The sequence below is a fragment of the Marinobacter sp. EVN1 genome (assembly GCF_000475375.1).
Lineage (GTDB): Bacteria > Pseudomonadota > Gammaproteobacteria > Pseudomonadales > Oleiphilaceae > Marinobacter > Marinobacter nauticus.
In genome coordinates this window covers 78,652-100,901 of the sequence record NZ_AXCB01000005.1, presented here as the reverse complement: position 1 = coordinate 100,901, position 22,250 = coordinate 78,652, and the positions used below count along the sequence as shown (strand labels likewise).

The 22,250-nt window shown below is 60.2% G+C and carries 21 protein-coding genes and 1 riboswitch; of the genes, 14 read left to right on the top strand and 7 right to left on the bottom strand.

Annotated features, from left to right (window positions below; translation table 11 throughout):
- The first annotated feature begins 20 nt into the window (after positions 1–20).
- The 3 genes from Q674_RS22590 to Q674_RS22580 all read left to right on the top strand — a co-directional run bounded on the left by Q674_RS22590 (position 21) and on the right by Q674_RS22580 (position 4,181).
- On the top strand, positions 21–893 hold the full coding sequence (locus tag Q674_RS22590) for a carboxylate/amino acid/amine transporter (RefSeq protein ID WP_023007807.1): 873 nt from the start codon (positions 21–23) through the stop codon (positions 891–893).
- Positions 894–1,040: 147 nt separating this feature from the next.
- Positions 1,041–2,615: a PAS domain-containing methyl-accepting chemotaxis protein gene (locus tag Q674_RS22585; RefSeq protein ID WP_023007806.1), complete on the top strand. Its 1,575-nt coding sequence runs from the start codon at positions 1,041–1,043 to the stop codon at positions 2,613–2,615.
- 171 nt (positions 2,616–2,786) lie between these two features.
- Positions 2,787–4,181 (top strand): sodium-dependent transporter, encoded by a 1,395-nt coding sequence (locus Q674_RS22580; protein ID WP_023007805.1) that lies wholly within the window; start codon positions 2,787–2,789, stop codon positions 4,179–4,181.
- A gap of 75 nt (positions 4,182–4,256) precedes the next feature.
- Here the strand turns inward: Q674_RS22580 and Q674_RS22575 are convergent, their stop codons facing one another.
- The 4 genes from Q674_RS22575 to Q674_RS22560 all read right to left on the bottom strand — a co-directional run bounded on the left by Q674_RS22575 (position 4,257) and on the right by Q674_RS22560 (position 8,193).
- Complete coding sequence (locus Q674_RS22575; RefSeq protein ID WP_011783818.1) at positions 4,257–4,880, bottom strand: hypothetical protein; 624 nt, start codon at positions 4,878–4,880, stop codon at positions 4,257–4,259.
- An 83-nt stretch (positions 4,881–4,963) separates the two neighbouring features.
- On the bottom strand, positions 4,964–5,542 hold the full coding sequence (locus tag Q674_RS22570; protein ID WP_011783819.1) for a QsdR family transcriptional regulator: 579 nt from the start codon (positions 5,540–5,542) through the stop codon (positions 4,964–4,966).
- Positions 5,543–5,603: 61 nt separating this feature from the next.
- Positions 5,604–6,326: a 3'-5' exonuclease gene (locus tag Q674_RS22565; RefSeq protein ID WP_023007804.1), complete on the bottom strand. Its 723-nt coding sequence runs from the start codon at positions 6,324–6,326 to the stop codon at positions 5,604–5,606.
- Positions 6,319–8,193: a putative nucleotidyltransferase substrate binding domain-containing protein gene (locus Q674_RS22560; protein WP_023007803.1), complete on the bottom strand. Its 1,875-nt coding sequence runs from the start codon at positions 8,191–8,193 to the stop codon at positions 6,319–6,321. Before Q674_RS22560 ends, Q674_RS22565 begins: the two co-directional genes overlap by 8 nt.
- A gap of 140 nt (positions 8,194–8,333) precedes the next feature.
- On the opposite strand from Q674_RS22560, the gene cobU reads away from it, so the two are divergent.
- Positions 8,334–8,864: a bifunctional adenosylcobinamide kinase/adenosylcobinamide-phosphate guanylyltransferase gene (gene cobU, locus Q674_RS22555; protein WP_022993408.1), complete on the top strand. Its 531-nt coding sequence runs from the start codon at positions 8,334–8,336 to the stop codon at positions 8,862–8,864.
- Here cobU and Q674_RS22550 read toward each other — a convergent pair.
- Positions 8,848–9,447: a histidine phosphatase family protein gene (locus Q674_RS22550; protein ID WP_023007802.1), complete on the bottom strand. Its 600-nt coding sequence runs from the start codon at positions 9,445–9,447 to the stop codon at positions 8,848–8,850. The two genes, cobU and Q674_RS22550, sit on opposite strands and share 17 nt — an antisense overlap.
- A 4-nt stretch (positions 9,448–9,451) precedes the next feature.
- Positions 9,452–10,510 (bottom strand): nicotinate-nucleotide--dimethylbenzimidazole phosphoribosyltransferase, encoded by a 1,059-nt coding sequence (cobT, locus tag Q674_RS22545; RefSeq protein WP_023007801.1) that lies wholly within the window; start codon positions 10,508–10,510, stop codon positions 9,452–9,454.
- 126 nt (positions 10,511–10,636) lie between these two features.
- On the opposite strand from cobT, the gene cbiB reads away from it, so the two are divergent.
- The 10 genes from cbiB (at position 10,637) to bluB (ending at position 21,811) form a co-directional block, all read left to right on the top strand.
- Positions 10,637–11,584, top strand: a complete 948-nt coding sequence (gene cbiB, locus Q674_RS22540; protein WP_227501164.1) for an adenosylcobinamide-phosphate synthase CbiB — start codon at positions 10,637–10,639, stop codon at positions 11,582–11,584.
- The gene (cobD, locus tag Q674_RS22535) at positions 11,581–12,645 is read left to right on the top strand and encodes a threonine-phosphate decarboxylase CobD (RefSeq protein ID WP_023007799.1); all 1,065 of its coding nucleotides are present in this window, start codon (positions 11,581–11,583) and stop codon (positions 12,643–12,645) included. The genes cbiB and cobD overlap by 4 nt, the downstream gene beginning before the upstream one ends.
- Positions 12,646–12,669: 24 nt before the next feature.
- A riboswitch (cobalamin riboswitch) is annotated at positions 12,670–12,879 on the top strand.
- Between the two features lie 154 nt (positions 12,880–13,033).
- Positions 13,034–14,842 carry a TonB-dependent receptor domain-containing protein gene (locus Q674_RS22530; RefSeq protein WP_023007798.1) on the top strand — a complete coding sequence of 603 codons (1,809 nt, stop codon included), beginning with the start codon at positions 13,034–13,036 and terminating at the stop codon, positions 14,840–14,842.
- A 26-nt stretch (positions 14,843–14,868) separates the two neighbouring features.
- Positions 14,869–15,759 (top strand): cobalamin-binding protein, encoded by an 891-nt coding sequence (locus Q674_RS22525; protein WP_023007797.1) that lies wholly within the window; start codon positions 14,869–14,871, stop codon positions 15,757–15,759.
- A 69-nt stretch (positions 15,760–15,828) separates the two neighbouring features.
- Positions 15,829–16,743, top strand: a complete 915-nt coding sequence (locus Q674_RS22520; protein ID WP_050999037.1) for a FecCD family ABC transporter permease — start codon at positions 15,829–15,831, stop codon at positions 16,741–16,743.
- A complete protein-coding gene (locus Q674_RS22515; protein ID WP_023007796.1) occupies positions 16,743–17,537 on the top strand; it encodes an ABC transporter ATP-binding protein in 795 nt (264 codons plus the stop codon). Before Q674_RS22520 ends, Q674_RS22515 begins: the two co-directional genes overlap by 1 nt.
- 152 nt (positions 17,538–17,689) lie before the next feature.
- Positions 17,690–18,997, top strand: coding sequence for a cobyrinate a,c-diamide synthase (locus tag Q674_RS22510; RefSeq protein WP_023007795.1), 1,308 nt, complete (start codon positions 17,690–17,692; stop codon positions 18,995–18,997).
- A 34-nt stretch (positions 18,998–19,031) separates the two neighbouring features.
- Complete coding sequence (cobO, locus tag Q674_RS22505; RefSeq protein ID WP_011783832.1) at positions 19,032–19,643, top strand: cob(I)yrinic acid a,c-diamide adenosyltransferase; 612 nt, start codon at positions 19,032–19,034, stop codon at positions 19,641–19,643.
- Positions 19,644–21,113, top strand: a complete 1,470-nt coding sequence (locus tag Q674_RS22500) for a cobyric acid synthase (RefSeq protein WP_023007794.1) — start codon at positions 19,644–19,646, stop codon at positions 21,111–21,113.
- A complete protein-coding gene (gene bluB / locus Q674_RS22495; protein WP_023007793.1) occupies positions 21,110–21,811 on the top strand; it encodes a 5,6-dimethylbenzimidazole synthase in 702 nt (233 codons plus the stop codon). Before Q674_RS22500 ends, bluB begins: the two co-directional genes overlap by 4 nt.
- A 14-nt stretch (positions 21,812–21,825) precedes the next feature.
- Here bluB and Q674_RS22490 read toward each other — a convergent pair whose 3' ends face one another.
- Positions 21,826–22,245 carry a hypothetical protein gene (locus Q674_RS22490; RefSeq protein ID WP_023007792.1) on the bottom strand — a complete coding sequence of 140 codons (420 nt, stop codon included), beginning with the start codon at positions 22,243–22,245 and terminating at the stop codon, positions 21,826–21,828.
- Between the last annotated feature and the right edge of the window lie 5 nt (positions 22,246–22,250).

Below are 22,250 nucleotides of genomic sequence, written 5' to 3'. Positions count from 1 at the left end.
CAACAGGGGTGGTGCAATCGATGGTCTTACTGGTTCTGGTAACCGTACTCTGGGCCTTTTCGTTCAGTCTGATCGGCGAGTTCCTGGCTGGTCGTGTAGACAGCGACTTCGCGGTGTTGAGCCGGGTCTTGCTGGCAGCCCTGGTGTTCCTGCCGTTTACCCGCTGGCGCGGTGTTCCCTCCGGTATGAAGCTGGGCATACTGGTGACTGGTATGCTGCAGTTCGGCATCACCTATCTGTGCCTGTATCGCTCGTTCAGTTACCTGACGGTACCGGAAGTTCTGCTGTTCACCATTTTTACGCCTCTGTACGTGACTCTGGTGGATGATGCCCTGGCCCGCCGGTTTTCACCGGTGGCGTTGCTGGCTGCGGCCATTGCCACACTCGGTGCCGGCATCATCCGGTACGATGGCCTCAGTGAGGATTTCATCACCGGGTTCCTGCTGCTGCAGGTGGCCAACTTTACCTTCGCTGCCGGCCAGGTTGGCTACAAGCACGTGATGCAACGTTACCCTCTGGCGCTGCCTGGGTATCGCACTTTCGGTTACTTCTTCCTGGGCGCACTGGTGATCGCGCTACCCTCGTTCCTGATTTTTGGTAACCCGGACAAGTTGCCCTCAACACCGTTGCAGTGGGGCATTCTTGGCTGGCTGGGCCTGGCGGCGTCCGGTCTGGGGCTGTACCTGTGGAATCGCGGTGCCTGCAAGGTCGATGCAGGCACCCTGGCGGTGATGAACAATGCCCTGGTGCCGGCTGGCTTGCTGGTCAATCTGCTGATCTGGAATCGTGATGCAGATCTGCTGCGCCTGGCCATTGGTGGCGTGGTGATCGGGTTCTCTCTGTGGGTGAATGCTCGCTATCACCCCAGGGCAAAGCTGGCTGCATCCTCCTGAGTTCCCTGAATTTTTTCTAAAGCGCCGTGGCCTGTTGTCGTTACACGAATAGGACACGGCGTAACCCATTCGCTATTTCATTGATATATATCTATAACTAAGCTGTCGCCGTTAAATTTTATCGGGCCAACGGACGAACAGTTCCCCATGCGCAAGAACCTGCCTGTCACTCAGCGCGAGATCCACATCCCTGAAGGAATGCGGTTGATCAGTACGACCACTCTCAAGGGGGTGATTACTTACTGTGATGATGACTTCGTCACCATCAGCGGTTACAGCCGGGACGAACTGATCGGTCAGGCCCATAACCTTATCCGGCACCCGGATATGCCCCCGGCGGTTTTTGCTGACATGTGGGAATACCTGAAAGCCGGCAAGGCCTGGATGGGGGTTGTGAAGAACCGGGCCAAGTCCGGTGACCATTACTGGGTGAGCGCTTACGCCACGCCAATCTGGGAGAATGGCCAGATGGTGGGCTATGAATCCGTGCGGGTCGCCGCTACCCGGGAGCAGATTGCCCGCGCTGAACGACTGTATAAGGAGATCTCCGAGGGTCGGTTGAGTTCCTGTTGGCGCAACCGGGTCCTGACCATGGTCCGTTCAGGCTGGCCCTTTATGGTTTCCCTGGGCTTGAGTCTGGGCGCCCTTGCGTTCGAGTCTCCGGCTTTGGCCGTGCTTCTGGTAGTGGTTGGCCATGTTCTGGGTTTTGGTCTGGTGTTTACCTCTCTTTCCAACCGGCTCAGGAGCTTGCTGGAACTGCGTCCGGATGCCTTCCAGGACCCTATCGTTGCCCGAACCTACAGCGATGAGCGCGGACTGATGTCCCGGCTGGCACTGATGCTGGTGAGTGAAGAGGCGAGAATCCGAACCGCATTGGCCCGCATAGATGATCAGGCCGAACAATTGCTTGAACAGGTTCACGCTTCCCATGGTTACATTACCGAGGGCGCAGCAGCCATTGCGCGGCAGCGGGCTGAAACGGACCAGACTGCTTCGGCCATCAACCAAATGACCGTCTCCATCCAGGAGGTGGTCGAATCTGTTAATCACAACGCCCGGGAAGCGGAACAGGCCAATCGCCAGGCCCATGAGGGTAGCGAGCGTAGTGGTGAGGCATTGGGCGCCATCCAGCAACTGGTGAATCAGGTTCAGGGCATTGGCGACTCGGTGGGCCGGCTGGGCGAATCCACCCGTAGCATTGGCGAGGCGGCAGATCTGATCAGTGAAATTGCTGATCAGACGAATCTCCTGGCTCTCAACGCCGCCATTGAGGCAGCTCGGGCCGGAGAACAGGGCCGGGGCTTTGCGGTGGTCGCTGATGAAGTGCGCTCACTGGCGCAGCGGACCCGGCAGTCGACGGTACGCATCCACGAGGTGGTTGAAGATTTCCGTGCCCAGGTGGATCAAACTGTAAACGCGGTGCGCGCAGGGGAACAGATTGCCGGTGATGGCCTCAACCGGGTGCAGGGCGCTGCCGATGCACTTAATGCCATCGTCAGTTCCGTGGATCGCATTTCCGAAAGTTTTATCACCATGTCCGCGGCGTTCGAAGAGCAGAGTCAGGTCTCTGATGAGATCAATCGCCAGGTGGTGAATATTGCCAGCCTGGCTGACCAGAGCGATGAACAGGCGGATGCGGCAAAACAGAGCAGCGATACTTTGAGCCAGATGGCTGGCGGCCTGAAAGACCTGATTGCCCGATTTGTCAGTAAAACCCGCTGATTAGCATTCCCGGGCCGCGCCGGGAACAATGAATTGTCCCGGCGCTCGCCCCTCAGCACTGGCATCATGCCGCCAGTGCTGGCAGAATCCCGCCCCAATAGCCCGCACGCCGTGTGCCGGGCGATCTGACAATTCGTATTTTCCTCAGCCAAAAGCACAGGAAGCAAACACATGACTCAGTCCAACTCCGCAGCAGACAGCGGGAACGGGGCTCGCGGACTCTGGTCTTCCAAGTTCGCGTTTATTCTGGCAGCCACCGGTTCCGCGGTTGGTCTCGGTAATATCTGGAAGTTCCCCTATGTCACCGGCGAGAACGGCGGTGGTGCCTTCGTTCTGGTGTACCTGCTCTGTATTGCCATCATCGGTATTCCCATCATGATGGCGGAAGTGTTTATCGGCCGGAATGGTCGTCATAACCCCATTACCAGTTTTCGGCTGGTGGCGGAGCGCAACCTGGCGTCGCCGGCCTGGCGAGTGTCGGCCATTGTCGGCATGCTGGCTGCGTTTATCATTCTGTCCTTCTACTCGGTCATCGGTGGCTGGGCGGCCTCCTACATTGGCCACGCGGCGATGGGCGATTTCACCGGCGGCACTGCAGAATCTGTGGGCGAGCTGTTCGGTGGCCTGCTGGGCAGCCCGATTCAGCTGCTGGCCTGGCACACGGTGTTCATGGCGCTGGTGGTGCTGGTAGTTTCCCGGGGCCTGAAAGGCGGCCTGGAACGTGCGGTTACCATTCTGATGCCGGCGCTGTTCCTGCTGCTGTTGCTGGTGGTTGGCTACGCGACGACGACCGGCCATTTCGGCGAGGCGGTTAGTTTCCTGTTCACCCCGAATTTTGAGGCACTGACGGTGAAAGGCGTACTGGTTGCCCTGGGGCACGCCTTCTTCACACTGAGCCTGGGTATGGCCATCATGATGGCTTACGGTTCCTACCTGGGCCGTGATGTCTCCATCGGCCGCACCGCCGTCAGTGTGGCGATCATGGACACTGTGGTGGCACTGCTGGCGGGCCTGGCCATTTTCCCGGTGGTGTTTGCCAACGGCCTGGAAGCCGGTGCCGGCCCCGGTCTGATCTTCCAGACCCTGCCGCTGGCGTTCGGTAACATGCCCATGGGCAGCCTGTTCGGCACCCTGTTCTTCGTTCTGTTGCTGTTTGCTGCCTGGACCTCTGGCATTTCCCTGCTGGAGCCGGTGGTTGAGTGGGTTGAAGAGAAAACCAGCCTGGCCCGCACCGGCAGCGCCATTCTGGTGGGCGTGCTGTGCTGGGCGCTGGGTATTGTGTCCATCCTGTCCCTGAACGTGTGGTCGGACGTTGCGCCGCTGGGCATGTTCGCCGCCTTTGAAGGCAAGACCGTGTTCGACCTGCTGGACTACTTCACCGCCAACATCATGCTGCCGCTGTCCGGTCTGCTGACCGCCATTTTTGTGGGCTGGTTCGTGGCCAAGGAGTCGCTGAAGAGCGACCTGGCGCTGCAGGGTGGCGCGTTCAGCCTGTGGTACAACCTGATCCGGTTTGTGACCCCGATTGCCGTGGCGATCGTGTTTGTTTACAACCTGACGGCCTGATCGCTCGCTGCTCAGGCAGCAAAAAGAAACCCCGGTGCTGGCGACAGTACCGGGGTTTTGTTTTTGGGGAGCGTGTTATTCGTAGTCGCTCTCGTCCTGCTCCATCACAGCCTTGAGTCGTTCTACGTGGGGCCGGACAGCACGTTTGTCGGCATCGCTCACTTGCTTCGCCGCACTGGATGCGCTTTTGACGGTCACCATCATCTGTTCCATCATTTCGCGCATCTGGGCTTTGGCGGCTTCGGGCATGTCGGGATTGTTTTCCATCTCGGCAATGGCGCGCTCCATCTCCGCGATATCCGGTGCCATGTCGGGCTGGGCTTCCATTTCGATGGCAAACCAGGCGCTGACGATGCGGTCGCCTTTGCGGGCCCAGGCTTCCGGGCTGGAGAATCCGAAGTCATCGACCAGGTCGTCCAGGTCATCGTACATTTCGTGGCCTTTCACTTCGTCCACCATCGAGGACATCATCCGGGCGAAATCCACTTCCCGCTCATCGTCGGCTGGATCTTCGATGGATTCGATGAAGTCCTGATGCTTGTCGATCAGGGGCTGCATGGCTTCCATGCTGGCGATGAAGGAAGTGACATCGTCCTCGGTGAGGTTTTCACTGTGGGCTAACGGTGCCAGGGCCAGGCTGAGTAGCAGCAGGCCGGCTTGCAGCACGTTGAGGCGCGGTTGGGTGTTGCGGTGGTTCATGGTGCACTCCTTGCTGGTGATTTCCTGTGACTGTCAGCAAAGAGTAATCCCAGGCTGGCCAGGTTTCCAGCGGTATCAGGAGCTCAGACCTTTCCGCCCAGCAATATGCGCACGGCAGTGCAGGCATCCTCAAGCTCTTCATCGCGGGGTTCGCGGCCGCCAATGATGTCGCTGTACAGGCAGGATTCGGCGATTCGTACCATGAAGTAGGACAAGCTCTGGATGTTCATGGGTGGGCTCAGATGGCCAGCGCGCACTTCGTCTTTGAGCAGGCGGGTGTTCACTTCCACGGTGCGGGCGTGCAGCGTGGAGTGGGAGGAAGTGAGCATTTTCAGGGCGTATTCCGGGTCCTGATGCAGGAACTTTCGCAGCGGGGCGAAGTGCAGGATGGTCATGTTGATGTGGCGGAACACGCCCACCACGTAGTCGACGCCATGGCCGGGGGTAACGGCGCGGGCTTCTTTGTACAGGGGCTCGTACAGGGACCACAGAATTTCACCAATCAGCAGGTCGCGGTTACCAACCCAGCGGAACAGGGTGGCGCGGCCGATGTGGAGGTCGTCGGCGAGGGCAGCCAGGCTGATTTTTTCCCCTTTTAGCCACATTCTTCTGGCGCGGCGGAAGGCGTCCAGGGGGGTGGTTTTGGCGGTTGGTGTGGTCACTTCGGTCCCTTTGGCTGGTTTGGGGACATTCTATCGGTTGCCGGGGCTTGGGGCTATGGCATCACACCCACAGATCGCCAATGGGGGTCTCCGGGCTGAAGTGGTGCAGGATCTGGGCCTGCAGCAGTTCCGCGGTGGCGATGGCGTCGATCAGGGCGTTGTGGGAGGCATAGTGGGGCAGGCCGTAGCGTAGCCGGCTGTCTGCCAGGCGGATGGAGATCGGCTTTTTGCCCATCAGTTGCTGCCAGCGGCTGGGATTGCGGTTTGGGTGCAGGTGCGCTTCGATGGCCATGGTGTCGATGACCGGGAAGCGGAGTTGTTCGTTCAGGCGCCATTGCAGGGCGGTGTTCAGGAACGGGCGTTCGATGTTGCGGTAGTGCACCACGGGGATTCGGCCGTTGAGGTGTTCGAACAGCGGGTCGAGTACGTCTTCCAGGTCCGGGGCGTTTTCGATTTCGCTATGGGTAATGCCGTGGATGGTCACAGAGGTTTTGTGCAGGGGCAGTCTGGGTCGAACCACCTGGTGCCAGCATTGGCCGAGCTGGATGCCTGTCAGGGTGAAAGGCACCAGGCCGATGCTGACGATGGAATGCTGGTCGGCTTCCAGGCCAGTGGTTTCGAAGTCCAGGGCCACTAAGGGGACGTCCCGGACAGGCGTGTCCGGACTGGGGCAGCCGGCTTCGTAGAAGGCGCGGATTCTGGTGTCTTTCGCCTGTTCGGCGCCTTTACGGTAGTTCTCTGGCCAATTCTGCTTGCTGTTGCCGCTTTTGATCACGCTAGACATTCCGGGTGGCTCCGGCGTTATAGCGGAAGCGCAGGAATTTCTGGGCGTTACTGACGATCTGGAAGGCGTCTTTCAGGTGGCTGCGTTCAAATGGCGACAGGTCCTCCGGGCGCACGTTGTTGTCCGGGTCGCGGCCCTCTTCGATGGCCAGTGCCTGATGGCGGATGCGGACGATGGAGATGAATTCCAGGGCATCCCGCAGGTTGCCGGCGTCGTCGTCCAGCATGAGTTTGGTTTTGGCGATGTCGCGCAGGCGTTCGAAGGAGTTCTGGGAGCGGGAACCGCAGGCCAGGGCGTGCACCCGAATGAGGTCAGAAACCGGTGCGGTGCCGCGGCGTTTGAGGTTGAAGGTTTTCTGGTGCTTGCCGTCCTCTTCCAGGACGAAGGTGCGGAAGAAGCCCAGGGGCGGCGTGCGGTTCAGGGCATTGCGGGCCAGGAAGGTAAGGAAGCGCTGGCTGTTGCTGGCCTTGTTCACGATCAGGGTTTTCAGCTGTTCGGCATAGTCAGTTTCGCCGTAGATGCCGTCCAGGTCGAAGAAGATGTTGCTGTTGAGCAGGGCTTCGGCTTTGGGGTTGTCGATCCAGTCGGTGAAGTAATCCTTCCACACGCTCAGCGGTTGTCGCCATTTCGGATTGGTGGCCATGATGTCACCGGTGCAGTAGGTGTAGCCGCATTCAGCCAGGCCGTCTGAGACAAATTTGGCCAGGGCCAGGAAGTATTCGTCGTGCTCTTCCGGAATGAAGCTGTCGTCCAGCACCATGGCGTTGTCCTGGTCGGTAACCACCAGCTGTTCATCCCGGGCCATGGAGCCGAGAGCCATAAAGCAATACGGGATGGGTGGCGGGCCGAGTTTTTCCTCGCCCAGCTCCAGCAGGCGCTGACTGAAGCTTCGGCCGATGCCAGCCATGGCGCTGCCGATCATGTGGGAATTGGCGTCTTCATTCACCATGCGCACGAAGCTGTCGCGCACTTCGCGGCTGATTTTCTTCAGGCCTTTGACGTCGTTCTGGTGGTAGATGTTGCTCACCAGGTACAAGCTGCTCTGGCTCTCGTATTTGACGATGTCGGACAGCGCGATAACGCCGCGCACTTCATGGTCTTCCATCACTGGCAGATGGTGCACGTTATTGTGCAGCATGGTAAGCATGGCTTCGAAGATGTAGCTGCGGGCGCTGATGGTAATCAGCCCTTCGGACATGATCTCGCTGATGGGGGTTTCTGATGGCAGTGCGTTGGTGACCGCCCGGGTGCGCAGATCCCGGTCGGTGATGATGCCCTTGAGCCGGGGCGAATCCCCACTTTCGTCCATCAGCAGCAGTGCCGATACGCCGTTGTCGGTCATGATCCGGGCGGCTTCCTGAAGGCGGACGGTGGTTGGGGCAGAGACTGGCTCGCGGGCGATTAGCCGGGTGACCTTGGCGGACATCAGTTCGTTGGATTTGTGCCGGCGCGAGACCGCCGAACGCAGACGGCTGTGATCTTCAATCTCGACAAAATCCGCGAAGTTCTCGTCGTTTTCCCACAGATGCTGGAAGGTCTCGTAGGGGATTTTGTAGATCAGGCAGTCTTCGATGGCTTTGGCCGGAAAGCGCACTTTCTGATTGCGCAGCAGGCCAAACTGGCCAAAGATTTCGCCCTCACCGATGCGGTTGTATAGCTCGCCGGAGCGCCGGAAGATTTCCACCGCACCGCTGCGGATGTAGTGCAACCAGTAGTTCTGCTGGCCCAGCTCAAGGATCTGGGTGCCGGCCCGGTAATAGGCCACTTCGATGCCAGTGACGATGCGGTCGAGCAGTTCTTCGGGCATTTCGTCGAAGGGAGCGTGTTGGGCGATGTGGTTGCGGATGTCGAGCAGCTCGGCCTGCATGGGCTCTCCAGGGTTAATCGGTCTTGTTCTGAAGCCGGCGATTGCGGTGCCGCCGTTTCCGGAGTCTGGCCAAACTATAGCAGTTGTCTGTCCGGTTGGTGTACCTTGGCACCGGAATGGGGCGGGCTGGAGAAAGGTTTATGGTCAACAAGTTACTGGTAACCGGCGGGATTCGCTCCGGTAAGACCGGGCTGGCTGAGCAAAGGGCCAAAGCGACCGGTAACGACGTGGTTTATGTGGCGACCGCGACGGCAGGCGATGATGAAATGGCACTGCGTATCCAGCGTCACCAGGAACTGCGGCCGGACCACTGGCAGCTTGCTGAAGAGCCGCTGCGCCTGGGTCAGGTATTATCAGAGTATGCCAGCGGCCCGGGAGAACCGCCGTTGCTGTTGGTGGACTGTATGAGCCTGTGGCTGAGCAATCTGCTGTTTGCCGACGGCGCCTTGTTCCAGCCCGAACGGGCGGCCTTTCTTGAGGCGGTTGAGGTCTATCCTGGCTCCCTGGTCATTGTGACCAACGAAGTGGGGCTCGGGACCATCGGCATGGATCCGCTGACCCGTCGCTTTGCGGATGAGCTGGGCTGGCTCAATCAGGCCCTGGCCCAGCGTTGTGATGAGGTGGTGATGGCCGTGGCGGGTTTGCCACTTACCCTCAAGGCTGGTGGCTGATCAGGCTGCGAAACACACCGAATTCGGACTGGTCCACCTGTATCCGGCTGCGGCAGGCGTAAGGCACGGCAAAGCCGGTGAATGATCTCTCCAGCGGAATGCCCAATACATTGGCCAGCACCATGCGGATCACGCCTCCGTGGCAGACCACCAAGACCCGTTTGCCGGCAAGTGTTTGCTGCCATCGATCAAAACCGTCAATAGTGCGCTGGTAGAAATCCGTCACAGCCTCACCGCCGGGGGGAAGGAAGTTGATGGGGTCCTGCCAGAAGTGGTTAAGATGATCCCCATAGCGCTCCTGGATCTGCTCAGCGGTCAACCCTTCCCACTCACCAAAGCCGATCTCCCGGAGATCTTCTTCGATATGCAGTGGAATTCTGTGTTCCTCGGCCAGTTGCTGGGCAAAACGCTGGCATCGTTGCATGGGTGAACTGACGATGGCATCCCACTGATCATCCTCGGCGATGGCAGCTATCATCTGTTGCCACCCGGTGTCGCTCAAGGGGTCGTCTTTACTGCCTCGGAACATCTGGCCGCCTTCCGGTTCGCCGTGGCGTATCAGGTCGATTACTGTGGTGGTCATAGGGCTATTCTTCCGCTTTGCCACTGACGCCAGCGTCGGTAAAACTGGCCATCCGGTTATGCAGCGCGCAGGCGGCGCGTAACAGGGGAACGGCAACGGCGGCGCCACTGCCTTCGCCCAGGCGCATGCCAAGATCCAGAAGCGGCGAGGCATCAAGTGCCTCCAGCACGGCACTGTGGCCGGGTTCGGCTGACCGATGTGCAAACAGAAGCCACTCGCGCGCAGCCGGTTGTTGATGCACGGCCACCAGTGCAGCGACTGAGACAATAAAACCGTCCACCAGAACCGGGATCCGGCGCGCGGCGCAGCCCAGGATGGCGCCGGTCAGTGCGGCTATTTCGAAGCCTCCCAGAGAGGCCAGTACCATCAGCGGATCACGGTCGGGACCATGCCGTTGCAACGCGTTTTCAACCACCCTCGCCTTGCGGGCAACGCCCTCGGAGTTCAGCCCTGTGCCCGGGCCAACGAGGGTGGTGGGCTGCTGCCCCAGCAGGGCACAGGCCAGTGCTGCAGCACTGGTTGTGTTGCCTATGCCCATGTCGCCACCAATAAACAGGCGGCCGCCAACGTTTGCGGCACGCCTGGCGGCTTCGTCGCCACTGGATAGCGCGGATTCAACCTGGCGCGAGGACATGGCCGGTGATTCTGCCATGTTGGCCGTGGAAGGCGCGATAATCTGATCTATGACGCCGGGTAACTCCGGTACTTCACCAACGGTACCCAGGTTGACCACTTCCAGACTGGCACCGAGTTCCTTGGCCATCACGCTGATGGCGGCGCCGCCGCTGGCAAAATTGGCGATCATCTGGGCGGTGACAGCCTGAGGAAATGCGGAAACGCCTTCAGCGCAAACGCCGTGATCGCCGGCAAACACCACCATTCGCACCGGATCAACGCTGGGTCTGTCGGTGCCGTGCAGGCCCGCCAGACTGATGGCGAGCTGTTCCAGCTGCCCGAGAGAGCCGGGTGGCTTTGTGAGCACCTGCTGACGCTCGGCGGCAAGCGCTGTGTGCTGAACCGAGGGCCGTGGGGGAGACGTGAGCCAGCTGTCGGGCAGTGCCATGGCGATGGGTCCTTGTGGGCGGAAAACCGAGGATGGTCTAACCGGGAGGCAAGGCTGTCAAGTTTCGTGACCGGTCGGTTAGACTTGCCGGCAATTGAATCAGGGAGACCGGCTTTGGATACGTTTGTGGTTGCAGTGCTGGTGTGCGGTGCGGCGGTTTTGTTGGACTGGTTGATGGGTGAGCCCCGTCGGTGGCACCCGCTGGTGGGCTTCGGTCGGTGGGCATCCCTGTTGGAGCAACGCCTGAATGATCAGCAGACTTTCCCGGCGCAAAGCCTCTTGCTGGGGGTGCTGGCGACCCTGGTAGCGGTCATGCCAGCCGTCGTACTGGCAATTTTTCTGCAATTCCTGCTGGAGGGCTGGCTGTGGCTGCTCACTCAGGTGGCCGGTGTCTGGCTTGCCATTTCATTAAGGGGGCTGGCGGAACATGGCCGGGCGGTGTCGACTGCGTTGGCGTGCGGGGATGGTGCCAGGGCCCGGCTGGCGGTTGGCCGAATTGTCAGTCGGGATGCTGCAGCGTTGAGTGACGAAGGCGTTGCCGCCGCGGCCTCGGAATCCATGCTGGAAAACGGTGCGGATGCGGTGTTTTCAAGCGTGTTCTGGTATCTGGTCGCTGGCTTGCCCGGACTGGTTTTGCACCGGCTGGTGAACACGCTGGATGCCATGTGGGGCTACCGGACGCCACGATATCTGTATTTCGGGCGCTGCGCCGCCAAGCTCGATGATGCTATGAACTGGGTGCCTGCCCGGCTAACTGCCTTGACCTATGCGTTGCTGGGCAATACCCGGCTGGCCGTGAAATGCTGGCGTGAACAGTCCAAGGCCTGGGACAGCCCGAACGCCGGCCCGGTGATGGCAGCAGGAGCGGGCGCGCTCGGTGTCACACTGGGCGGCCCGGCGCCGTATTCCGGTGGCGTGAAGCAGCGACCGCTGCTGGGCAGCGGGCAAGGCGCCACGGCGCAAACCGTGGAGGGCGCGATTTCCCTGGTTCAGCGTGGCGTGATGTTGTGGCTGTTGGTGTTGTTGGCCTTGGCCGCAAGTCTGAATGCGTTCTGGTCAGGAGGTATCGGGTGACAGCGTTCGATGGTGCTGATTTGCCGGAGCATGGAGGTCGCCTGAGGGCAGCGGCTCAGCACTGGGGCATTCCTCCGGAACAATGGCTGGATCTCTCCACCGGTATTAATCCTGTGCCCTGGCCGGTTCCGGCAATTCCGGCGGAGGTATGGCAACGGCTGCCGGAGCCGGAAGATGGGCTGGAAGAGATTATCCGTATCTGGGCCGGGGCACCGGAGCGTGCCTGCTGCCTACCCGTAGCGGGTTCCCAGGCGGCGATCATGGCCCTGCCAGCGGTTCGTGCCCGTAAGCATGGTTTCGGTCGGGTGGCCGTGCCCATGCCCGGTTATCGTGAGCATGGTCATGCCTGGCGGCGAGCGGGTTTCGACGTGGTGGCGATCCCTGAACACGCGACAATGCAAGCGGAGCTGGCATGGCTGGATTCTGTGGATGTAGTGGTCTGGATACAGCCGAATAATCCGACCGGGCAGCTGATGGATCCTGCCCGTTTACGGTTTTGGCACGAGCGGCTGCGCGAGCGTGATGGCTGGCTGGTGCTGGATCAGGCGTTTATTGAGGGCGAGCCGGGCTTCGGCCTGGACCCGTGGGCGGGCGCTCCGGGGCTGATTGTGTTGCGCTCGCTGGGCAAGTTTTTCGGGCTGGCCGGTCTCCGTGCCGGTGCGGTCCTGGCCGACCCTGGTCTGGCGTGCGAGATGTCGAACGAACTTGGTCCCTGGACGGTCAGCGGTCCGGCCCGGTACCTGATGGCCAGGGCACTGCAAGACCGGGCCTGGCAGGTGGAGGTTCGTGCCAGCCTGCGAACGGCCAGACTGCGCATGGACGGCCTGCTCAGACAATATGGGATGTCGTCCCCCACCGGCACCCTGCTCTTCAGAACGGTTCAACATCCCCGCGCAGCGGGCATTGCTGACCAACTGGCTTGCCGCGGCATTCTGGTCAGGCGTTTTGACACACCCGCAGCCCTGCGTTTCGGTTTGCCACCGGATGAAACCGGTTGGCAACGGCTGGAGGGTGCGTTGTCTGAATTAACATATCTCATTGACCACCCCCACCCTGGTTGATAGTCTTGCCCGCGATTTCAGGTGCTGTATGCATTTTGTCCAGGCTGGCGATAGTCCGGAGGAGTGCCTGCAGTGAAACGGGAAGCCGGTGACATTCCGGCGCTGCCCCCGCAACGGTAATCAGGTGAAAGGCAATCCAGTACGCCACTGTGCCAATGGCATGGGAAGGTGGTTGCCCCGGAGCACAGGCTCCGCCTGTAAGCCCGGAGACCGGCCTGAAAGGCGGAACCTTGGGTTCCGGACACCAGACGTTGCGGAGGGCGACGGCGGTGGGTGAACCTGGCTCGCATTTACTGACACGCCCTCCACCCCCGTCTGAGCAGTCTGTCTTCCTCCGCAGTTAATTGATCGACCGTACGGGTGCGTGCGGTGAACCGTGAGTGAAGCTATGAGTACTGCCAAAGCCCTTCCCGTCCTGATGTTGTTGCCACTGGCGTTGCCTGCTGTTGCCGCCGATGAAGCGTCGGATGAACGCAAGCTGGAACCGATTGTCGTTACCGCCACCCTTGGGCCTCTGACTGCGGGTGAAAGCCTGTCATCAGTTACGGTCATCGACGAAGAAACTATCCGCGAGCAAAGCCCCTCAGAGTTCACCCAGCTGCTGCGAGGACAACCCGGCATCAACGTGACCGGCAACGGTTCCTTCGGAAAAACCACCAGTGTCTACACCCGCGGCACCGCCAACGACTCCACGCTGCTGCTGGTTGATGGTGTGCGCCTGCGTTCGGCCACATCAGGTGGTCCCTCCTGGCAGTACTTTCCCGTTGAACTGATTGAGCGGGTGGAAATTGTCCGTGGCGCCCGGAGCTCACTTTACGGTTCCGATGCTGTCGGTGGCGTTGTGCAGGCTTTTACGCTGGACCCGGAAGACACGCCGGCAGGTTGGGTAGAAGCCGGTGCAGGCAATTTCAACACGCAGAAAGGCAGTGCCGGTGTTGCTGCCCGCGCTGGAAATACCCGTTTCAGCCTGAGTGGTTTGCATAAAGAAACCGACGGTACAGCAGTGATCACCGATGGTGACGACCGGGGCTTCCGCAACACCGCCGGTATCGGACGTGTCGTCCATGAGCTGGACTCCGGCGGAGAAGCCAGCCTGGTGATGGTGCAAAGCGAGGGCAACACCGAATACGAAGGCGGCGAAATTGATTTCATGATTCGCACCATCGGCTTCGGGCTGGAAACCCCGGTGAGTGACTACTGGCGTCATTCACTTCAGTTCTCTGAATCCCGGGACGAAACCGACAACGTTACGCCCACATTCAATAGCACCTTCAATACCCGCTCACGGGCAGCGCGTTGGGACAATACCTTTACCTGGAATGTCCATGAGCTGGTGGTAGGGGCAGAGTTAATGACTGACGAAGTCAGCGGTACCACCAATTACGCTGAGACCAGCCGCACCAACACCGCCCTGTACAGCCAGTTGCGCCTGAACTTCGGCCCAACCGACCTTCAACTGAGTGTGCGCGGTGACGACAACGAAGCCTACGGCAAAAATGAAACCGGTGGCATTGCCCTTGGCCATGCTCTGGATCGATCCCACCGAGTACGGATCAGTTATGGTACGTCTTTCCGGGCGCCCACCTTCAACGATCTGTATTTTCCCGGAGCTAACCCGAACCTTGAGGCAGAAGAGTCCGGAACGGTGGAGTTGGGTGCCAGTGGCCACTATCAAACCTGGTTCTGGGATGCAGCGCTGTTCCAGCTGGATGTGGACAACCTGATTGCCTGGAGCCCGACCCCCAGTGGCTTGTGGACGCCAATGAACGTCAATGAAGCCCGAATCCGTGGTGCCGAGTTCAGCGCTGGTTTTGAGCGGGATGGTTGGCGCGGTGATGCGGCTCTGACGCTGCTGGACCCGGAAGACCGGGAAACCGGAAACCGACTCCAGCGCCGGAGTGGCAAAACACTGCGTCTTGACCTGAGTAAGCGCGTTGGTACCTGGGACTTCGGTGGCACAGTGGTGGCCGAAGGTTATCGTTACGATGACCGTGCCAACGACGACAGACTGCCCGGTTTTGCTACTCTGGACTTGCGGGCGGGCTGGCGCTTTGCCCCTGACTGGTCAACCCGGCTGACGCTGGCTAACGTGCTGGACAAGGAATACAGCACCGCTCGTTATGATCGGCAGAATGACCTGGACTACATTGCAGCCGGCCGCACTGCCATGCTGACCGTGCGTTACGATATCCGATAATAACCGTTAAACCGGGGGAGGCCTCTGTGGCAGATCTGAAGGCAATGGCTTTGATTCTGGGCGGGATGCTGCTGGCATTCCCCGCCCTGGCATCGCCGGTCTGTGCCACGGATGATCTGGGTAAAGAGATTTGCCTTGAGCAACCGGCACAACGGATTGCCGCGCTTTCCCCCGGGGCTACCGAGCTGGCCTGGGCTGCAGGAGCCGGCGATCAAGTGGTTGCAGTGGTCGCCTACAGTGATTATCCCCCGGCCGCCAAAAAAGTAACTTCGGTTGGCAGCCACACCCGGATGGACATGGAGCGCCTGTTGGAACTGCAGCCGGATCTGGTGATTGGCTGGGTAACCGGAAACCCGACCGAGCAGTTGGCGACACTCAGAGAAATGGGTGTGCCTGTGTTCTCCATCGAGCCCCGCAGTTTTGAGGCTGTGTCTGACACCATTGAGCGTCTTTCTGCCCTGGCCGGTACTGAAGCCGCGGGTTTTGCCGAGGCGGAGCGATTCCGCAAAGGCATTACAGACCTGCGAGCCAGGTTTTCGGGTGCCGATGCAGTACCGGTGTTCTATCAGGTGTGGGATGAGCCTTTGATGACGGTCAACCGTGACCATCTGATTGGTGAAATGATTGAGTTGTGTGGCGGTGACAACGTGTTTGGCCACCTGGAGAGGTTGGTGCCCAGAATCAGTGCCGAAGCCGTTATTGCGGCCAATCCCGAAGCTATCCTGGCTGGCGGGATGGGGGAAGAAAACCGCCACTGGCTGACTCGCTGGCAGTCATTCCCGAGCCTGACCGCCACGGAGCGGGACAACCTGTTTTTTATCCCGCCATCTCTGGTACAGCGACCAACACCGAGAATGCTCGAAGGTACGCGCCTGTTTTGTGAAAAACTGGAGGTGGCCCGTGACCGGCGACCTTAATGGAGCCCTTGCGTGATCCGGCCGATCACTTTGCCACTGTTGGTGCTGGCTTTGGCCGGCGTGCTGGCCATGGTGATCTCGGTCGGTGTTGGCAGCGTGGCGATATCACCTGCTGATGTGCTGTCGGTGTTTCTGGGTGAAGGCTCGAATCTCCAGCGCACGCTGATCCTTGAACTCCGGCTACCCAGAACCTTGTCGGCCTTTGCCACCGGAGGTTTGCTGGCCGTGGCCGGGGCCCTGATGCAGGTATTGCTGCGTAACCCGCTTGCCGATCCCTATGTTCTGGGCCTGTCCGGCGGCGCCGCTGTTGGTGCGTTGCTGGCGATGCTGGCGGGACTTGGCGGCGCGGTTATTTCCGGTTCTGCCTTTGCCGGTGCCCTGCTCGCGACCTTGATGGTGTTTGGGCTGGCCCATGGCACCGGCAGTTGGACGCCCTCCCGCCTGTTGCTGACCGGGGTGGTGGTGGCCGCTGGCTGGGGTGCGGTGATTACCCTGATGTTAGCGATCAGCCCGGCCCGGGAGTTGCCGGGCATGCTGTACTGGCTGATGGGCGATGTGTCTTACGCCCGGATACCATGGCCCGGACTGGGATTGTTGACTGTTGTTTGTGTTCTGGTGGTGCCACTGGGTCGGAGCCTGAATGTGTTGGCTCGGGGACCGATGCAGGCGGCGGCATTGGGTATTTCGGTTCGCCCGCTGGAATGGCTGATTTACATTCTCGCCAGCTTGCTCACCGCCACGGCGGTCACCATGGCGGGCAGCATAGGCTTTGTCGGCCTTGTGGTTCCACATATGCTCCGGCTGGTGTTGGGCAATGATCAGCGACTGATTCTGCCAGCCTGTGCCTTGGCTGGCGGTACCCTTTTGGTGCTGGCGGATACCCTGGCGCGGGTGGTGATCGCACCGGAACAGCTGCCGGTGGGTGTGATCACCGCGTTGCTGGGTGTTCCCACCTTCCTGTACCTGTTGTACCGGAGTCGCTGATGAACGCCATGCAGAGCCGCCACATGCAGACCCTGAGTACCCGGAACCTGGTGATTGATATTCCCGGCCGCGTCGATGGCTACCCGCTGGATTTAACGATCGGCTCCGGTCAGATCTGGGGCGTACTCGGCCCCAACGGTGCCGGCAAGACCACTCTGCTGCATACCCTTGCAGGCCTTCGTTCGCCCCGTGCCGGTGAGCTGTATCTCGAGGATGTGCCGGTATCCGGATTAAAGCGCCGTGTGTTCTCTCAACAGCTGGGGCTGGTGTTCCAGGACCGGCAGGATGGCTTCCCGGCAACGGTAATGGAAACCGCGCTGATCGGTCGCCATCCCTGGTTGTCTCCGTGGCAGATGGAAGGGGCAGACGATCTGGCTATGGCGCAAAGGGCTCTTGAAGCGTTGGATGTCCTGCACCTGAAAAACCGTCTGGTCACTACCCTGTCTGGCGGGGAACGCCAGCGTGTGGCGATTGCCACCCTGATGACCCAGTCGCCTCATACCTGGTTGCTGGATGAACCGACGAATCACCTGGATCTGCATCACCAGGTGGCCGTCATGAAACTGCTCACCGACCGTGCGGCAGCGGGTAATGCCATTTTTATGTGCCTGCACGACCTGAACCTGGCTGCCCGCTGGTGTGATCATATTCTGTTGATGTACCCCAACGGCGAAGCCTGCTGGGGCCCGGCAGAAAGGATGCTGGTGCCGAACGCTCTGGAACGTTTGTACAACCAGCAACTGGCAACGGTGGAAGTGGATGGCGCGCCTTTCTTTGTGCCGAGACGAACCTGACCTCGAGCCTTGTGCAGCAACCGGTGGCGGGGTGTGCCTCCCGGGACACGCTGTAAATACGTCCCTGTACGCTCGACAAAAACATCCCTGTTTTTGACGGTCCCGGGAGGCACACCCCGCCACCGGTCGCCAAACTTATGGAGTTGGTTTGAATGATGGAAAATAAGGTCCCAGCGGCCATGATCACCGCCCCCGGCTCCGGCCAGGGCAAGTCCATGGTCACCGCCGCCCTGGCCCGACTGCACCGGAACGCCGGCCGTAACGTCCGGGTGTTCAAACACGGGCCGGACTACCTTGATCCCATGGTGCTGGAGGTAGCCTCCGGTAACCCGGTTTACCAGTTGCACCCCTGGATGACCGGCGAGGACGAGTGTCGGTGGCGGCTGGCCGAGGCCGCCCAGAGCGCGGACCTGATTCTGGTGGAGGGTTCCATGGGCTTGTTTGATGGCAGCCCCAGCAGCGGCGACCTGGCCAAACTGGCGGGTATTCCGGCCCTGCCGGTGATTGATGCCAAAGGTATGGCTCAGACCTTCGGCGCGGTTGCCCTCGGCTTGGCGAGCTTTGATTCCGAACTCCCTGTTCATCAGGTAATTGCCAACAAGATTGGCAGCCCCTACCACGGCGACCTGCTACGGGAGAGCCTGCCGGAAGGTATCAGCCTGCTGGGAGCGATACCCCGAAACGATGCCATGAACATTCCGGACCGGCACCTTGGTCTGGTCCAGGCGGCTGAAATGGACGACCTTAGTGATCGGCTGGATAAGGCTGCCGAAGTCCTGATGTCAGCGGGCATGGATGTGCTGCTCAAGCCCGTGTCTTTTCATTTTGAGGCACCTTCCCGGCCAGAACTGCTGCTGGCGGGGCTCAGGATCGCGGTTGCCAGGGATGCGGCCTTCAGTTTTATCTACCGCGCCAACCTGGATCTGCTCACCGCCATGGGCGCTGAGCTGGTGTATTTTTCGCCCCTGAAAGATTCGGAAGTGCCGATGGCCGATGCACTCTGGCTACCGGGCGGCTATCCAGAGTTGCATGCTGGGACCTTGGCGGAGAATCAGGCCATGCTTGCGTCGATTCGCACCTTCCACCAGGCCGGCAAGCCCATTCTGGCAGAGTGCGGTGGTCTGATGGCCTGTGCCGAAGAGCTGGCAGATAAAGACGGCAAAGTACATAGTCTGCTGGGCCTGGTGCCCGGGCGGGCGACCATGGCTAACCGACTGACCGCATTGGGTCTGCAAAGTCTGGAAACCCAGCTCGGCGGGTTGCGGGGCCACACCTATCACCATTCCAGTCTTGAGACCCCTTGGCAACCTGCCGCCAGGGCCAAGAAACAGGCCGGCTCTGAAGGGGAGGCCGTGTATCGCGACCAGAAACTGGTGGCCAGCTATTTTCACGGATACTTCCCGTCAGCGCCTGCTTTGATTAGCGCGATCTTTCGCGGTGAGGAAGTCCGGTTTTCCTGAGCAACTCGAACGCCTTAACCCAAGGAGAGTCATCATGCGTGAACGCGCCAAAGACCCCGAACGCCATGCCAGGCGCATGGCAGCAAAACAGAAGATCATGCAGGAACGCATTGCCAGAGCCCAGAAAGAACAGGGCGTGTTGCTGGTGCTCACGGGCCCCGGCAAGGGCAAGAGCAGTTCCGGCTTTGGCATGGTGGCCCGGGCTCTGGGCCACGGTATGAAAGTGGGCATCGTCCAGTTTATCAAAGGCGCATTCAGCACCGGTGAGGAAGCGTTTTTCCGGGAGCTGCCGAACGTCACCTACCACGTCATGGGACAGGGCTACACCTGGGATACCCAGAACCGGGAACAGGATGTGAAGAGCGCAACCGATGCCTGGGAAGTTGCAGCAAGCATGCTGAGCGATGACAGCTATGACCTGGTACTGCTGGATGAACTGAATATCGCCCTGAAGTACGACTACATCGATCTCGATAGGGTGCTGGACGACCTGCAGGCCCGTCCGGAAATGCAGCATGTGGTGGTCACCGGTCGCGGGGCTCCGCAGGAACTGATTGATCTGGCTGATACGGTCACCGAGATGGGTGTGGTCAAACATGCCTTCAAGGATCAGGGCATCAAGGCCCAGAAGGGTGTGGAGCTGTAAATGCCCACCCTGATGGTGCAGGGCACCACCTCGGATGCTGGCAAAACCACGGTGGTGGCGGCGCTGTGTCGCTGGCTGGCCCGGCAGGGGGTCTCAGTCGCGCCATTCAAGCCCCAGAATATGGCCCTGAACAGTGCAGTCACCGTGGATGGCGGCGAGATTGGCCGTTCCACGGCGTTACAGGCGCTGGCCTGTAGCCTGGAGCCCCACAGCGACATGAACCCGGTGTTGTTGAAACCCCAGAGCGATTGCGGCGCCCAGGTGATCTTGCGGGGCAAGGTCCATGGCAATATGGATGCTCTGGATTACCACGCCTACAAAGCTGAGGCGATGAATTCGGTGATGGCGAGCTGGCGGGATCTGAGCGCTCGCTACGATGTGGTCATCGCCGAAGGCGCCGGCAGCCCCGCGGAAATCAACCTGCGGGCCAACGACATTGCCAACATGGGTTTTGCCGAAGCCGCCGATTGTCCGGTGTTGCTGGTAGGGGATATCGACAAGGGCGGTGTTTTCGCCCAGTTGGTGGGCACACTGGCGTTGCTTTCCGACAGTGAGCGGGACAGGACGGCGGGTTTTGTCATCAACCGGTTCCGGGGTGATATTGCGCTGTTGGAGCCCGGGCTGGACTGGCTGACGGAACACACGGGCAAGCCGGTGTTCGGCGTTTTGCCATACCTGCACGGGTTAGTGATCGACTCCGAAGACAGCGTCAGTGCCGCCGGCACCAGCGAGGCCGGCGCCCTGAAAGTGGTGGTGCCGGTATTGCCCCGGATCAGCAACCACAACGATTTTGATCCGTTGCGACTCCACCCGGGCGTTGACCTGGTGTTCGTGGGGCCGGATGAACTCATTCCGCCAGCCGATCTTGTTATCCTGCCCGGCAGCAAAAGCACCCGGCACGACCTGCAGTGGCTGAAGCAACAAGGCTGGCCGGAGGCCATCCAGAAACACCTGCGGTATGGCGGCAAGCTACTGGGTATCTGTGGCGGCTTCCAGATGCTGGGGCTTAAAGTGGAAGACCCGGAAGGGCTGGAAGGTGAAGTCGGCACTACGAAGGGCCTGGCCCTGTTCGAGATGGTTACCCGTATGGTGCCGGGCAAGCAGCTTCGAATGGTAAATGGCGGGCTGACCTCCCATATTGCCAGCACGGTGGTGACAGGCGCCCTGAAAGGCTATGAAATGCACAACGGTGTCACGGAAGGCGCGGCGCTGGTGCGCCCATTTGCAGAGCTGGAAGGCAGGCCGGATGGCGCCGTCAGTGCGGATGGCCAGGTGGCGGGTACCTATATCCACGGCGTCTTCGACGAGCCAGCCGCCTGCAAGGCCATTCTGGCCTGGGCAGGCCTTAAAACACAGGGCGAGCAGTCGGTGGACTACCAGCGTCACCGTCTGCAGCAGCTTGATCGCCTGGCCGATCAGGTGGATCAGTGCCTGGACAAAGAGCGGTTAAGGAGGCTGTTGCAGTTGTGAGTAACCCGAATGATCCCTTCAGCGATGCCCAGCGCGAAGGCTTGTACCGGGCCATCTTCGAGCGCCGGGATGTGCGCTCCCAGTTCCTGCCGGATGCCATTCCGGAGGAGGTTCTGGCGCGCATCCTGAGAGCTGCCCACCACGCCCCGTCGGTCGGCTTCATGCAGCCCTGGGATTTCATCGTGATCGACAGCCTGGCGGTGCGCGAGCAGGTGCTGGACAGTTTTAACAATGAAAACGCAAAGGCCTCGGAAAACTACACCGGCGAGCGCCAGCAAACCTATCGGAGCCTGAAACTGCAGGGCATTCTGGAAAGCCCCATCAACCTCTGCATCACCTGTGATCGATCCCGCGGCGGCCCCAATGTCCTGGGGCGTAATTCCATTATGGAAATGGATCTGTTCAGCACCTGCCTGGCGGTGCAGAATCTCTGGCTGGCGGCACGGGCCGAGGGCATTGGCGTGGGCTGGGTGAGCATCCTGGATCAGGATGTACTGTCGAATATCCTGCAGTTACCGGATCATGTATACCCACTGGCCTATCTCTGCCTGGGCTATGTCAGTGAATTCCTGGAGCAACCGGAATTACAGTCCAAAGGCTGGCGTTCCCGGCTGCCGCTGGAAGATCTGGTACATGGTAATACCTGGGGTGGCGCCCTTGATCAGGAGTCCCTGCTGGCCCGGTTAAAGCAGGTCTGACATCGGGATGGACGTCAGTTTCCTATTGGCGGCAGATCCCTCACCAGTGATTGCAGCTCGCGAGTGATCGCAATCAGCTCCTTCAGCAATTGGGGGTTCACGTCCATGTGGCCCTCGTATTCGGCCAGATTGCGGGCCGAATGACACTTGTCCAACACGCGCCATTTGGCATTGGGTAAGCCAATGGTGTGTTGCAGGCACTGGAAGACAATATAACGGCTTTCGGAACGATACCCGTGCCATCTCAGGGCGGCGAGCGATAATGCGTGGGCGGCGCCATAAGCCAGAGAGAACTGGCTGTCCTCAGACAATCCCTCAATGCAGGCGTCCCGGAGCTTGGTGTCGGCAGCCTTGAGCATGCCTTCGAACTCCCGGGCATCAGGTGGTTCTGCCTTGAGTCGTCGGATCCTGACCAGATTATCGAGTGCTTCCATGCAAT